The sequence below is a fragment of the Aquiflexum lacus genome (genome assembly GCF_015476655.1).
Taxonomy (GTDB): domain Bacteria; phylum Bacteroidota; class Bacteroidia; order Cytophagales; family Cyclobacteriaceae; genus Aquiflexum; species Aquiflexum lacus.
Genome location: NZ_JABFHF010000016.1, coordinates 26817 through 40469 on the forward strand (window position 1 = coordinate 26817; position 13653 = coordinate 40469).

The following is a 13653-nucleotide window of genomic DNA, read 5'->3' on the forward strand; positions in this document are numbered from 1 at the left end:
ACCATTTCGTTTTTATAAACGCAAGAAATTCAATTTTGATGAATGTTATGTCTCTTATTAAGCTAAAATAAATTAATTTTGTTTTTATGTTGAATCCCAAAGATATTCAGAAAACCTCAATTAAAGACCTTGTGTCCGATAATTATGTCTTTGCATCCGTTTTGCATTATTTTGGGATAAGTTTTTTTCAATATGAACAAAATTCATTGCTCGAAGTCTGTAAGAAATTCAAAATCAACCCCAAACAGTTGATCGATGAATTGGAAGCATGGGCAAAGAGGAAAGAACCCACATCCGAAGAGCTTTATCTTCATCCGATAGAAGTTCTGGTTTCATATTTAAAAAGGAAGCATTACTATTTTCTGAGACAAGAGTTGCCATTTTTGTCCAATATGGTTTCCGGGATTAAGGTGGAAGAGCCGATCTATTTAAATATTCTTGCTGATATGAGGATCATGTTTCCGCTTTTTGTAAATGATTTTATTCATCATATCCATGAGGAAGAAAGTAAACTTTTTCAGCGCATCAAACTGCTTCATGAAATTGAGGAAGACGAATACAGGATATCAGATGCCATCCATATTCTGGAAGGAAGTCCAGTTGTATCGCTTGCTGAAGCCCATGATACCCATGATGATGAAATGGAAGGTATCAGGAAGTTGACCAATGATTATTTTCTGCCAGCTGATGCCTCGATTTCGATGAAAGTGCTCTATCATGAACTACAGGTTTTTGAAAAAGAACTCATCATTCATGCCCAAATTGAAGACCGTTTGCTTTTCCCCAAAGCTGTTGAACTTGAAAAAGAGGTTCTCAGAAAAGTAAGGAAAAAAATAAGCAATAACTGATGGGCAGAATTTTAGCAATTGATTTGGGAACAAAAAGAACAGGTATTGCAGTTACAGATACGCTGAAAATGTTGGCAAATCCTCTGGAAACAATAGAAACTTCAAAACTGATTGATTTTCTTACCGCCTACTTCATAAAGGAGGAAGTAGATGTCATTGTATTGGGTCACCCGAAAAGACTTGATGGTACCCCTAATGAAATGACACCAAGGGTGTTAAGCCTGAGGAACAGACTATCAAAAATCTACCCTGATAAAAAACTTGTCTTAATTGATGAGAGATATACTTCCAAAATGGCCATGCAAAGTATGATTGCCATGGGAAGCAAAAAAAAAGACAGAAAAGAAAAAGCAGGCAATCTTGACAAGGTCAGTGCCGCAATTATCTTACAATCCTACTTGGAACAAATATGATTTACCCAATAGTTGCTTACGGAAATCCGATATTAAAGAAAGAAGCAGAAGAAATCAATGAAGGTGAAAACCTGTCTGAATTGATTCAGGACATGTTCAGTACCATGGACCATGCCAATGGTGTTGGATTAGCAGCACCTCAAATCAATAAAGGAGTTCGTCTTTTTGTGATTGACAGTAGTTTGATGCTAGATGAGGAGGATGAGGAAAAAGGCATTAGAAGAGCATTTATCAATCCGATTATTCTGGATGAATACGGAGATAATTTTGGGTTTGAAGAAGGATGCTTGAGCATACCCGAAGTTAGGGCGGATATCATTAGGCCCGAAAAACTGACTATCGAATATTTTGATGAAAATTGGAATCTCAAAGAGGAGGAGTTTTCAGGAGTGACTGCTAGGGTAATTCAACACGAATATGACCACCTTGAAGGAATATTATTTATTGATTATCTCAAAGGTCTCAAAAAAAGAATGGTACAGAGCAAATTGATTGATATCAGTAAAGGGAAAGTGTCAACTGATTACCGTATGATTTATCCTGTCCGATGAGCTAAGGTTTATTTAGATAATCACCAAGATTTCTATCTTATTTGAATTCAATTAATTAAATATTTTCATGGTAAATCAAAAAAATTCAACATCTCTAAGAATTGCTTTGGTTCAAACTGATCTGTACTGGAAAAACAAGATCGCCAATATGGCGATGTTGGAAGAAAAAATCATGAACCTGGATCAGGTTGTAGATCTTATAATTCTTCCGGAGATGTTTACTACGGGGTTTACCATGGATACTCAGGAAGTTTCAGAACCGATGAACCTAGATACTACAAGATGGCTGAAGCAAATGGCTGCCCAAAGTAATGCAGTAGTGACGGGCAGTATCATCATCAATGATTCGGGTAAATATTACAATAGATTACTTTGGGTAGCGCCTGACGGTGAAATTGACTCTTATGACAAAAGGCATCTTTTTAGAATGGCCAATGAGGAGGCTCATTTTGATATGGGAACCACAAAAAAGGTTTTTCAATGGAAAGGTTGGAAAATAATGCCGCAAATTTGTTACGACCTAAGATTTCCAGTTTGGTCAAGAAACAGGGTTGAGGAAAGTGATATGGAATATGATCTTTTATTTTATGTAGCTAGCTGGCCTAGCCCAAGGATAAATGCTTGGGATATCTTGCTTAAAGCAAGGGCAGTAGAAAATCTCTGCTACTCATTGGGGGTGAACAGAATCGGTAAGGATGGAAATGATGTCCCTTATTGTGGACATTCTGCTGCATATAATTACAAAGGAGAAAGGCTTTCTTTTGCAGATGAAAAAGAGGATATACTAATCGTTGAATTGAATCTGGATGCACTGAGAGATTATAGGACTAAGTTTCCAGCATGGATGGATGGAGATCAATTTCAGTTGAAATGAGTAGGAAAAGCATGCTGTTCTGAGTTTAAGCATCCAAATTGATTATTTTTCAAAAAATAGCGCAATCTTTTGAATTCTGCCGATCAACAAAATCCAACTTTCAAACTGGGATAATTTGTTTAATTTGGCCCATGATATTGGAATAGTCGGTTCTCTCGGGCTTTTCAGCCCTTCTTTAAGGATCGAACCATTTTCAATGACTTTTCAAAAAAGAATTTGTTAAACGTATTTGAAATTACAAAAAATGACCACAAAAACAGCAAAAATTCTATATACGCTGACCGATGAGGCCCCTGCTTTAGCCACTTATTCATTATTGCCGATAGTAAATGCATTTACAGGTTCTGCTGAGATTGCAGTGGAAACGAGGGATATTTCCCTATCAGGAAGAATAATTGCGCTCTTCCCTGAATTCCTTAGACCTGAGCAAAGGATCAATGATGACTTGGCAGAATTAGGCCAAATCGCAAAAAATCCTGATGCCAATATTGTTAAATTGCCAAATATTTCGGCATCTATTCCACAATTGAAAGCAGCCATTAAAGAACTGCAGGCTAAGGGATATGCGTTACCTGATTATCCCGATGATCCAAAAAATGATCAAGAGATATCTATCAAATCCAGATACGACAAAGTAAAAGGAAGTGCTGTAAATCCTGTTTTGAGGGAAGGCAATTCCGATAGAAGAGCTCCATTGGCGGTAAAGAATTACGCAAAAAATAATCCACATAGCATGGGTGAATGGTCTCCAAATTCTAAAACCCATGTATCAAGTATGGAACAGGGTGATTTTTATGGAAGTGAAAAGTCTGTAACCATTGAGAAGGAATGCAACATTGATATTATCCATGTCTTATCGGACGGTTCTAAGAAGACCCTGAAATCCAATTTGGCATTAAAAGCAGGTGAAGTAATTGACGCGGCTGTTTTAAGCGTTAGAGAATTGAATGAATTTTTCAAAAAACAAATTAGTGATGCTAAAAAATCTGAAGTGCTTTTCTCATTACACATGAAAGCAACCATGATGAAGGTATCAGATCCTATCATTTTTGGTCATGCAGTCAAAGTTTTTTTTGCACCGGTTTTTGAGAAATACGAATCAACTCTTAAGGAGTTAGGCGTCGATGTGAATAATGGTTTCGGTGATTTAATTTCTAAAATCAAAGATTTGCCTAAAGATAAAAAATCTGAGATAGAGTCAGAAATTAATGCTTGCCTATCTCAAAGGCCAGAACTTGCCATGGTCAACTCTGACAAGGGAATTACAAATCTTCATGTTCCAAGTGATGTTATCATCGATGCTTCTATGCCTGCCATGATCAGGACATCAGGTCAGATGTGGAACAAAGAAGGGAAGCTACAGGATACCAAAGCCGTAATCCCTGACAGGTCCTATGCAGGAGTTTACCAAGAAACCATAGACTTTTGCAAAAAATATGGAGCCTTCGATCCCAGAACTATGGGTAGTGTCCCCAACGTAGGATTGATGGCTCAAAAAGCTGAAGAATATGGATCACATGATAAAACCTTTGAAATAGCGACTGATGGCTCTGTACAGGTTGTTTCTGATTCAGGAAGGGTTTTGATTGAACATAGCGTGAAAAAAGGGGATATCTGGAGAATGTGCCAAACCAAAGATGCTCCGGTTCAGGATTGGGTAAAACTTGCTGTGAACAGAGCAAGAGCAACAGGGGTACCTACCGTATTCTGGCTGGATAGTAGTAGATCCCATGATATTGAATTGATCAAGAAGGTAGAAAAATACCTACTCGATTATGATACCAAAGGACTGGAAATTCATATTATGTCTCCTGTTGAGGCGACAAGGTTTTCATTGGAAAGAATCAAAGATGGTTTGGACACTATATCTGTGACGGGGAATGTTCTTAGAGATTATCTTACTGATTTGTTCCCGATTTTGGAGTTAGGAACAAGTGCCAAAATGCTTTCGATTGTTCCCTTAATGAATGGGGGAGGGCTTTTTGAAACCGGTGCAGGAGGTTCTGCCCCTAAGCACGTAGAACAATTTTTGGAAGAGAATCACCTGCGATGGGATTCATTGGGGGAATTTCTGGCTTTGGCCGTATCTTTGGAGCATTTGGGGGATACACACGCCAATGAAAGAGCAAAAGTGTTGGCAGAAACCCTCGACGAAGCTACGGGGAAGTTTTTAGAAAAGGATAAATCACCCTCAAGGAAAGCAAAAGAACTGGATAATAGAGGAAGTCATTTTTATTTGGCGATGTATTGGGCAGAAGCCTTGGCGTCACAGGATAAAGATAAAGATCTTAAAAAGAATTTTATCCCAATATTTAAAGCCCTGGCTGAAAATGAAACAAAAATCGTGGAAGAACTTAACCAAGTTCAAGGTGTAAATATGGATATAGGAGGTTATTATAAACTAGATGTTGATAAAATTTCCAAGGCAATGCGTCCAAGTGAAACCTTCAATAAAATATTGGCATCGATATAAATACAAATTTAAAAAAGTGAGTAAAAAAGCGGTGGAAACCGCTTTTTTGTTTTTATCCAGTTATTTAGGGGATACCTCGAAAAATTATTCTTCTGATTATCAGTAGATTGGTTTTAGGATCAATTCCCCGCAATCGATTGTATTTATTTTTATTTTAAAATGTTCATTTTCAAATCTTTAAATATTTTGGGGAGAGGGATAAATTTGGTAATTTTAGGTCAATATAAGACTTAATTATTTATGTGAATAAGATTTTAAGAAGTAAACTGTTTCTTTTTATAGTATAACCAATACAACAATAAATAAAATAACTATGAGCAAAATTAAAGTAGGAATCAATGGATTCGGAAGAATCGGACGTTTGGTATTCAGGGCAGCACAAACCAGAAGTGATGTTCAGATTGTGGCCATCAATGACCTTATAGATGTAGACTATATTGCCTATATGCTAAAATATGATTCCACGCACGGAAGATTTGAAGGTAGTGTGGATGTGAAAGATGGGAAATTAGTAGTAAATGGTAATGAAATCAGGGTTTCTGCTGAAAAAAGTCCGGCTAACCTAAAGTGGGGTGAGGTAGGTGCTGATTATGTGGTTGAATCCACAGGTATCTTTCTTACCAAAGAAACAGCACAAGGGCATATCGAAGCTGGTGCAAAGAAAGTAATCATGTCTGCGCCTTCCAAAGACGATACTCCTATGTTTGTAATGGGAGTCAATGAAGACAAGTATACATCTGATATGAACTTTGTTTCTAATGCCTCATGTACTACAAACTGTTTGGCACCAATTGCCAAGGTGCTCAATGATAATTGGGGTATAGAAGAGGGGTTGATGACAACTGTACATGCCACCACTGCAACCCAAAAGACTGTTGATGGACCGTCTGCAAAAGATTGGAGAGGAGGTAGAGGAGCTGCGCAAAATATCATTCCTTCATCTACAGGTGCTGCCAAAGCCGTTGGTAAAGTAATACCAGAATTGAACGGAAAACTTACGGGTATGGCCTTCAGGGTTCCTACTCCCAATGTTTCGGTTGTGGACTTGACTGTAAGGCTAAAAAAGGGTGCTTCTTATGAGGAAATTTGTGCAAAAATGAAGGAAGTATCTGAAACCAGTATGAAAGGTGTTTTGGGTTATACCGAAGATGCAGTTGTTTCAACTGATTTTAATGGTGATCCTAGGACTTCAATTTTTGATGCAGGTGCAGGCATTCCATTGAGTGACACGTTTGTAAAAGTAGTTGCCTGGTATGATAACGAGTGGGGTTACTCTAACAAGGTTGTAGATCTTTTGGTTTTTATAGCCGGAAAATAATTTAATTAATAAAAGGGGCATCAAAAGCCCCTTTATTATTTCTTCATTTTTGGTTAATGACATTTTTTTTGTTAATATGACACTTGAAATTTATTGAGAGTTATGTATTTATTATTGTTATGGATTTTCTTTTTGGGAAATCCTGAATTACCCCAAACCAAATCAGACAGTTCTTCTAATCACCCCAAAAAAGAAAATCTTGATCCTGATGAAATAGTTAAGTTGAAGAATAAGGCAATTCCCATTGCCATATTGGAGCCTGTTTTAACAGCATTATCGTATTTCCCTGAATTGGAGGAAGTGGATATTTCTTTTGAATTCAAAGAAAAAATATCAGGAGCAGTAATGCAGGCACAGCCTAAGATTTTTTCATTGTTTGTTGATGGAAAAGAAAGAAGAAAGTACAGGGTAAAAATCTCAAGACAATTGGAGTTTGGGAATGGGGATGTGTTGGCGATAGAAAATGTTCCTTTTGATGCTTTGGTCGGATGGATTGGACATGAATTGGGACATGTGATGGATTATTTGAATAGATCATCGGCTGATATGATGCATTTTGGCGCGAGGTATTTGATGTCCAAGAAGAGAGTAACAGAAGCAGAACTAACAGCAGATGGATATGCCATAGGTTGTGGATTAGGTAATGAGATTTTGGCAAACAAAAATTTTATTCTTGACAATGATGGATTTGAGGAGGATTACAAGAATAAAATACGGAACCTTTATATGTCTCCTCAAATGGTTCTTACTCTTCACGAAGCGTTAATAAAACAATAACTATTGGGTAATTTTGTAACAAAAGAATAGTACATCCATTTTTTTAAGGAAAAATTCTGAAAATTATTTTTAAGTTTTCCCCTATTTTGAGTAACTAAAAGGAGTCAATTAAGTTAATGAGATATATGGAAACTTACATTCCAATATTCCCATTAAAGCTTGTTGCATTTCCAGGTGAGGAGATTAATCTTCATATTTTTGAACCGAGGTATAAACAACTCATTACTGATATAGTCGAGAAAAAAACCTCTTTTGGTATAGCCGTATACTTAGATAAATTGATGCCTATAGGTACGGAAGTTGAACTTAAGGAGGTTTCTAAAGTCTACGAAGATGGTAGAGTGGATATCAAAACTGTTGGGAAAAAGGTTTTTGAGATAATTACGTTGGAAAACCCTATGCCTCAAAAGTTATATGCCGGCGGAAGGGTAATGTTTTACGAGAATGATCAGAATATTTTTCAAAATATTTATTCAGAATATCTTTTTTATTTGAAGGAACTGTTCAGGTTGATGAATTATGATATTGATTTGATCCCCTTACAAGTAAATTCTTTTACTTATGCACACAAAATTGGTCTAAAACTAGAGGAAGAATATGAACTTTTGTTAATGGATAAGGAGGAAGAAAGAGTGAAATATCTTATTAAACATTTATTAAAAGTAATTCCAATACTCCGGGATATTGAAGCTGCTAAAAATAAAATTAAGATGAATGGTCATTTCAAAAATTTTGACCCATTAGAATTTTAATTTAAAGTGGGGTGATGTTTTCTTTTTTAATGAATCCTTTTTGATTCTCCCATTTAACTTCATACCAAATATCTTTTGAGGAATTGATCACGACCCGATGTCCGGGATAGGCAACATTCAATAGTATTCCAGCAGCTGTTGGTCTATCCATTACTAGAGTTGGACTCCCGGTAATAATCCCTGTATTTGGTTGGGAAAGAAAATTATTGGTAAGGAAAGCTAACGTAAGGAAAATTAAACTAGGAAGATAGTGTATTGGTTTTTCAGCATTTTTTTTGAATACAAACAATAAAGTAAGAGATAATATCAAAAGGAAGGAGAATACAGATGTTATTTCCAATTGAAGATCGGTTAAAAATTTCATAAACCTATCTTTGTCGTTAAGTTCATAGCCGATTAAATTATTCTGTTCAGTCAAAGTTTTGATTTTGGTAATAACTCTTGGGGTGGGGTTTAGGTCATAAAATTTAGCCAAGTAAAAACTGCTATTTGAATAATCTCCAATTCCTTCTGAAATAAAAGCCATTTTCAACAGCATAGCAGGAGAGTAAGTTTGATCGTTTTGGAGCAAACCTTCATAGATTACCATAGCTTCTTGATAATTCTTTGTCACAAACAAAGAATCTGCTTTTTGTAGCATGGATATATCAGCCTGACAATTAAAGCTTTGTAAAAAGGTGATAAAAAATATTATAAATTTTGTGATAAAGATTCGATTTGGGTTTGGCATTTTAAATACAGCGGCTTAAATTTGCAGTCCAATTACGGCAATGATTTAAAAAAAAGCAAATCAAATCTCCCTCTTGTCAGTTGTCAGTGTCAATAATTATTGGGAACCAAGATGATAAAAATCTTCAAAAGTGAAGAATTTAATGCCTAATTAGTATCTCGATGTTGACCGGGATGGTAGAGTGTAAAAGCATGATTCCGTATCCCGATAGTTATCGGAATGGTAGAGCAAATAAAATATGATTCCGTGTCCCGATATTTATCGGGATGGTAGAGCAAATAAAATATGATTCCGTAGCTCAGCTGGTAGAGCAATACACTTTTAATGTATGGGTCCTGGGTTCGAGCCCCAGCGGGATCACCAAAGTGTAAAACAAGTTTGAAAAGTCAGACTTTCCACCAAAAAATAAAGTTCGGGGTGTAGCGTAGCCCGGTATCGCGCCTCGTTTGGGACGAGGAGGTCGTAGGTTCGAATCCTGCCACCCCGACTTAATTTATCACGGTCCTGTAGCTCAATTGGATAGAGCAACTGCCTTCTAAGCAGTAGGTTTCAGGTTCGATTCCTGACAGGATCACTAAACACTGAGCATCTCTTTGCTGGGATGCTCAATTTATTAATGGACTATCCATTAATTTATTCCGTCTTCCGATAGTTATCGGGATGGTAGAACAAATAAAATATGATTCCGTAGCTCAGCTGGTAGAGCAATACACTTTTAATGTATGGGTCCTGGGTTCGAATCCCAGCGGGATCACAAAAGCCTCCTCAAAAGGGAGGCTTTTTTATTTTAAAAAAATTTAATATTTACGCTTTCTTTAGGTTATTTCAATGCAAAAATTTTAATTGACGATCGATTCACACCAATACAAGTGAACATTGTATTATGTGTTTAACAGTGTGCCATTTATAATCCAAATTGTGCTATGCCTAAAAATCAACCACAAAACCGAAAACTTAAAGTTGCTATAATTCTGACGATAATTATTGTGATGATATTCGGTAAAAACATACTGGAAAGAAAAAACTTCAATGAGCTTGGTGATAGTTTTGTTTCTTTTTACGAAGATAGATTAGTAGTTGAAAGTTATATTTTTTCGATATCTGAAAAACTTTTTAGAATCAAGCTCCTTGTTAATCATTGTGAGTTTGAAAGCGATTACAGTCACGTGATTGATGAAATCAGTGAATATGAAGAGGATATACTCTTGCTTGTGGATAGCTTCGAAAAAACAAAATTAACATTAACGGAAGATCAGTTTTTGACTGATTTTAGGAACATAATTGAAAAAAATTTACGGATATCAGAATATGCGCTTCTGTATTCCGATGAGACAGGGATCAATTCCAAGTCTGTAAAAGAGTATAATTCTTATATCGAAAGGGCAATTTCCGATTTGGAGAAGCTTTCTCTAATTCAGATTGAGGAAGGTCAAAAGCTCGCAAATAACTCTGATAAAGTGGTCAATCGGTCCAGAATTTGGGCGCAGTTCGAGGTGGCTGCTTTAGTGATACTTTTGATCATAATTTATCTTTTAATCTATACCTCAAGATCTATTAAAGCCGATTTTATTGATTGATTTTAATCTCCAGAGCAGTTACTGTCTTGGGAAGTTGAAACAAAAAAATCCAAGTACTCTCCATAACCATTCAGCTGAAATGGCTTTGGAGAATACTGGAATTTTAAAATTGTAATTTCAAAATATCAGATTTTTCATAAAAGCAGCATTTTTCTCAGCAGCTTCCATTGGGGTGGTTCCTTCAAATCTTTCCTGTTCTACGATAAAGTATTTCATCCCATTATCCTTACCTGCTCGTAGAATGGCAGGAAAGTCCATGATACCTTTTCCGACAATTATAGAACCATTTGCTTCTGAAAAATCCAAATCTCCATCTTTATCTTTGACATGTCCCAAAGTGAACCTGTTTGGGTATTTTTTAATATATTCTATTGGATCAAAACCAGCAGTATACACCCAGTAGGTATCCATTTCAAAATCCACAAGGGCTGGATCAGTATTTTCCATCAAATAATTTTGGGGAATCTGTCCTTCCAATTCCTCGAAAGTATAACCGTGATTGTGATAAGCAAATCTGACTCCATGCTTTTTGCATATTTCACCCTGTTTATTAAAATCATCTGCCAATTTCTTGAACGCATCCATGGATTTTTGTGGACCAACCCAAGGATTGATGAGGTATTTCATGCCAATGGCACCGGCTTGCTCAGCTATGGATTCCAAATCTGTAAAGGTGTCCACATGGGAAGCAATGAAATCCAAACCAAGGTCATCTGTAAGTGATTTGAATTCGGTGTTTTTCATTCCCCAGAAAATACCTTTCCCGCCATCAAAACCCTCTATTTGAGTATAGCCGTATTTGGCTATTGCTTTGATTGTGGCGACTGGATCTTCGGCCATATTTTCTTTTACAGAATAAAGTTGAAGACCAAAATCATCCAAAATACCTTTAGCGGCTCCTAATAATGCTTCGTTTCCTTCTACTGTTTCTTTTTTTGGAGAAGCGCAAAACTGTAGTGGGAGAAAAGCTCCGGCTCCCATTACAGCACTCAACTGAATAAATTTTCTTCTGTTTTTCATGCTGGGATTAAATTAAAAGAGACTGTCAAAAAACAGCCTCTTGGGTTTATTGATAAATTAAATTGCGTAAGCCTTATCCCCAGGCTTATACTCTATACAGGCATCATATCTCCCTGGAACTTCAACATAATGTAATTGCTGAGTTGCGCCGATTTCAGAGGTAAAATACCCTAGAACGGTCAAATCCTGAAGCATACCGATCACTGCTGGTCCTTTTTCTTCAGTTTCTATTGCTTTTGTTTTTAGCTCATTTAGATAGGCTGTCCGCTCTTCCACACTTGCATCCATAAAGTCTTTGCCTTTGGATGTTTTGAAATCCTTTTTAATGTAATTTAAGCCATTTAAAAAGGTTTGCTGTTGTTCGGCGTTGTAGGTGTCTTTGACCATCATTTGCATAAACTCACCAATCTTAGTGGCTTTTGCGCCCGGGGTATCGGTAGTGGGTATGATGGCCTCTCCTATTTCATCCAAAAAAGCGATGTCTTTTGGAGAAAATTCAAGGCCTACGATTTGATCCTCCGGCGCACAACCTGAAAGGATGGCATTGGCTCCCACCATGGTGCCTCCCATCATCAGCGCGAAGCTTTTTATTGCATCTCTTCTGTTCATTGCCATGATTCAATTTTTTTAGATTATAGATTTCCTTTTTTTAATTCGTTAACTGCAAAGTCGGCAGCTCTGGCAGTCAATGCCATATAAGTCAAAGAGGGGTTTTGTGCCGCAGCCGAAGTCATGCAAGCGCCATCAGTAACAAAAACATTTTTAGCATCCCATACCTGATTGTTTCCATTAAGTACAGAGGTTTTGGGATCCCTTCCCATTCTAGCAGTTCCCATTTCGTGGATTCCTTGTCCGAAAGTGTAACCTCTATCAAATGTGGTCACATTTTTCAATCCTGCAGCTTCTAACATTTCAGCGGCGTCATTCATCATATCCACTCGCATTTTCTTTTCATTTTCTTTGATTTCAGCATCCATTTCCAAAACTGGAATCCCCCATTTGTCTTTTACATCTTTGCTTAATTTGATGTGGTTTTCATGGTAGGGCAAAATTTCTCCAAATGCAGTCATACCCATACTCCAAGGTCCTGGTTCACTAAGGGCTTCCTTAAGTGGTGCACCGAAATTCATTTCTGCCACATTTCTGCTCCATCCCGAACGGCTAGCAGCTCCCTGATACCCAAATCCACGAATATAATCTCTCTTGTCTCCATTAACATTTCGGAATCTTGGAATATATATACCATTAGGTCTTCTTCCAAAATAGTATTTGTCCTCATAGCCTTCTGCAATTCCATTGGCTCCTAATCTAAAATGATGATCCATTACATTATGGCCCAATTCACCTGAACTGCTTCCTAATCCCTCAGGCCAAACATCCGTAGCAGAACGCATTAAAATAGCAGCAGAATTCAAGGCAGAAGCACAGAGAAAAATGATTTTTGCATTGAATTCATAGGTTTTATTGTCTTCACCATCAATGATCTCAACACCTGTGGCTTTCTTGCTGTCCTTGTCGTAGATGAGTCTTGTTACAATAGACCAAGGCCTTAAGGTTAGGTTTCCGGTTTTCATTGCAGCCGGCAAGGTGGAAGCCTGGGTGCTGAAATAACCACCGAATGGACATCCTAAAGAACATTTATTTCTGAATTGACATTGGGTCCTTCCCTCTAATGGTTGTGTAAGGTTGGCAACTCTTCCGATTGTTACCAATCGTTTGCCATCAAATGCTTTCTTCACCCTTTCAGCTACATCCTTTTCGACACAATTGAGTGGCATGGGTGGCTGAAAATCACCGTCGGGCAGTTGGGGTAGCCCATCTTTGTTGCCTGATATACCGGCGAATTTTTCTACATAGCTATACCAGGGTGCTAGATCGTTATATCGGATTGGCCAGTCGATAGCGATACCTTCCTTCAAGTTGGCCTCAAAATCAATATCACCGATTCTATAACTTTGCCTTCCCCAAAGAAGGGACCTTCCTCCAACCTGATATCCTCTAAACCATGTAAATGGCTTTTTTTCCACATATGGGGAATCTGACTCGTGGGCCCACCAATCTAGATTCAGTTCATTCAAAACATAATCTCTTCTTAAATTAGGATGGTTTTCCAACATTTGAATTGTTCGTCTTCCACGATGTGGAATTTCCCATGGTGCCAACGTGGCTGTTTTGTAATCCTTTATATGTTCTACATTAGGTCCTCTTTCTAGCATTAGGACTTTAAGTCCTTTTTCTGTTAACTCTTTTGCTGCCCAACCACCGCTAATACCGGAACCGACAACAATTGCATCATAAGTTTGATCTGCCATAATTTTCA

The 13653-nt window shown here is 37.3% G+C and carries 13 protein-coding genes and 4 tRNA genes; 13 read left to right on the top strand and 4 right to left on the bottom strand.

What is annotated here, in order from left to right; translation table 11 throughout:
* Positions 1–86: 86 nt before the first annotated feature.
* From HMJ38_RS14795 to HMJ38_RS14830, 8 genes are all read left to right on the top strand, one after another.
* Positions 87–848 (top strand): hemerythrin HHE cation-binding protein, encoded by a 762-nt coding sequence (locus HMJ38_RS14795; protein WP_194975196.1) that lies wholly within the window; start codon positions 87–89, stop codon positions 846–848.
* Positions 848–1261, top strand: coding sequence for a Holliday junction resolvase RuvX (gene ruvX / locus HMJ38_RS14800; protein ID WP_194975197.1), 414 nt, complete (start codon positions 848–850; stop codon positions 1259–1261). The genes HMJ38_RS14795 and ruvX overlap by 1 nt, the downstream gene beginning before the upstream one ends.
* Positions 1258–1812: a peptide deformylase gene (gene def / locus HMJ38_RS14805; protein ID WP_194975198.1), complete on the top strand. Its 555-nt coding sequence runs from the start codon at positions 1258–1260 to the stop codon at positions 1810–1812. Before ruvX ends, def begins: the two co-directional genes overlap by 4 nt.
* Positions 1813–1879: 67 nt before the next feature.
* Positions 1880–2686, top strand: coding sequence for an amidohydrolase (locus HMJ38_RS14810; protein ID WP_194975199.1), 807 nt, complete (start codon positions 1880–1882; stop codon positions 2684–2686).
* A 244-nt stretch (positions 2687–2930) separates the two neighbouring features.
* On the top strand, positions 2931–5159 hold the full coding sequence (locus HMJ38_RS14815) for an NADP-dependent isocitrate dehydrogenase (protein WP_194975200.1): 2229 nt from the start codon (positions 2931–2933) through the stop codon (positions 5157–5159).
* A 313-nt stretch (positions 5160–5472) separates the two neighbouring features.
* Complete coding sequence (gene gap, locus HMJ38_RS14820; protein ID WP_194975201.1) at positions 5473–6477, top strand: type I glyceraldehyde-3-phosphate dehydrogenase; 1005 nt, start codon at positions 5473–5475, stop codon at positions 6475–6477.
* Between the two features lie 102 nt (positions 6478–6579).
* Positions 6580–7254: a hypothetical protein gene (locus HMJ38_RS14825; protein WP_194975202.1), complete on the top strand. Its 675-nt coding sequence runs from the start codon at positions 6580–6582 to the stop codon at positions 7252–7254.
* Positions 7255–7379: 125 nt separating this feature from the next.
* A complete protein-coding gene (locus tag HMJ38_RS14830; protein ID WP_228780073.1) occupies positions 7380–8006 on the top strand; it encodes an LON peptidase substrate-binding domain-containing protein in 627 nt (208 codons plus the stop codon).
* A gap of 1 nt (position 8007) precedes the next feature.
* On the opposite strand, the gene HMJ38_RS14835 is transcribed toward HMJ38_RS14830, so the two are convergent.
* On the bottom strand, positions 8008–8646 hold the full coding sequence (locus tag HMJ38_RS14835; protein ID WP_317174533.1) for a tetratricopeptide repeat protein: 639 nt from the start codon (positions 8644–8646) through the stop codon (positions 8008–8010).
* Between the two features lie 377 nt (positions 8647–9023).
* Between HMJ38_RS14835 and HMJ38_RS14840 the strand changes: the two genes are divergently transcribed.
* The 5 genes from HMJ38_RS14840 to HMJ38_RS14860 all read left to right on the top strand — a co-directional run bounded on the left by HMJ38_RS14840 (position 9024) and on the right by HMJ38_RS14860 (position 10313).
* Positions 9024–9099: transfer RNA gene (locus tag HMJ38_RS14840), tRNA-Lys, on the top strand.
* A gap of 50 nt (positions 9100–9149) precedes the next feature.
* Positions 9150–9223, top strand: a tRNA-Pro gene (locus HMJ38_RS14845).
* A 13-nt stretch (positions 9224–9236) separates the two neighbouring features.
* Positions 9237–9310, top strand: a tRNA-Arg gene (locus HMJ38_RS14850).
* 107 nt (positions 9311–9417) lie between these two features.
* Positions 9418–9490 (top strand) — tRNA-Lys (locus tag HMJ38_RS14855).
* A gap of 169 nt (positions 9491–9659) precedes the next feature.
* Complete coding sequence (locus HMJ38_RS14860; RefSeq protein WP_194975205.1) at positions 9660–10313, top strand: MCP four helix bundle domain-containing protein; 654 nt, start codon at positions 9660–9662, stop codon at positions 10311–10313.
* 117 nt (positions 10314–10430) lie between these two features.
* Here the strand turns inward: HMJ38_RS14860 and HMJ38_RS14865 are convergent, their stop codons facing one another.
* Genes HMJ38_RS14865 through HMJ38_RS14875 form a run of 3 tightly spaced genes read right to left on the bottom strand, consistent with a single transcriptional unit; the run spans position 10431 to position 13645 of the window.
* Entirely contained in the window at positions 10431–11333 is a 903-nt protein-coding gene (locus HMJ38_RS14865) for a sugar phosphate isomerase/epimerase family protein (RefSeq protein WP_194975206.1), read from the bottom strand.
* A 57-nt stretch (positions 11334–11390) separates the two neighbouring features.
* The gene (locus tag HMJ38_RS14870) at positions 11391–11948 is read right to left on the bottom strand and encodes a gluconate 2-dehydrogenase subunit 3 family protein (protein WP_194975207.1); all 558 of its coding nucleotides are present in this window, start codon (positions 11946–11948) and stop codon (positions 11391–11393) included.
* A 17-nt stretch (positions 11949–11965) separates the two neighbouring features.
* Positions 11966–13645, bottom strand: a complete 1680-nt coding sequence (locus tag HMJ38_RS14875; protein WP_194975208.1) for a GMC oxidoreductase — start codon at positions 13643–13645, stop codon at positions 11966–11968.
* Positions 13646–13653: the final 8 nt, after the last annotated feature.

Bases quoted from the DNA above. Each gene is read 5' to 3' on its own strand.
- HMJ38_RS14795 (WP_194975196.1), top strand. From the start codon at position 87: ATGTTGAATCCCAAAGATATTCAGAAAACCTCAATTAAAGACCTTGTG.
- ruvX (WP_194975197.1), top strand. From the start codon at position 848: ATGGGCAGAATTTTAGCAATTGATTTGGGAACAAAAAGAACAGGTATT.
- def (WP_194975198.1), top strand. From the start codon at position 1,258: ATGATTTACCCAATAGTTGCTTACGGAAATCCGATATTAAAGAAAGAA.
- HMJ38_RS14810 (WP_194975199.1), top strand. From the start codon at position 1,880: ATGGTAAATCAAAAAAATTCAACATCTCTAAGAATTGCTTTGGTTCAA.
- HMJ38_RS14815 (WP_194975200.1), top strand. From the start codon at position 2,931: ATGACCACAAAAACAGCAAAAATTCTATATACGCTGACCGATGAGGCC.
- gap (WP_194975201.1), top strand. From the start codon at position 5,473: ATGAGCAAAATTAAAGTAGGAATCAATGGATTCGGAAGAATCGGACGT.
- HMJ38_RS14825 (WP_194975202.1), top strand. From the start codon at position 6,580: ATGTATTTATTATTGTTATGGATTTTCTTTTTGGGAAATCCTGAATTA.
- HMJ38_RS14830 (WP_228780073.1), top strand. From the start codon at position 7,380: ATGGAAACTTACATTCCAATATTCCCATTAAAGCTTGTTGCATTTCCA.
- HMJ38_RS14835 (WP_317174533.1), bottom strand. From the start codon at position 8,646: ATGCTACAAAAAGCAGATTCTTTGTTTGTGACAAAGAATTATCAAGAA.
- HMJ38_RS14860 (WP_194975205.1), top strand. From the start codon at position 9,660: ATGCCTAAAAATCAACCACAAAACCGAAAACTTAAAGTTGCTATAATT.
- HMJ38_RS14865 (WP_194975206.1), bottom strand. From the start codon at position 11,333: ATGAAAAACAGAAGAAAATTTATTCAGTTGAGTGCTGTAATGGGAGCC.
- HMJ38_RS14870 (WP_194975207.1), bottom strand. From the start codon at position 11,948: ATGGCAATGAACAGAAGAGATGCAATAAAAAGCTTCGCGCTGATGATG.
- HMJ38_RS14875 (WP_194975208.1), bottom strand. From the start codon at position 13,645: ATGGCAGATCAAACTTATGATGCAATTGTTGTCGGTTCCGGTATTAGC.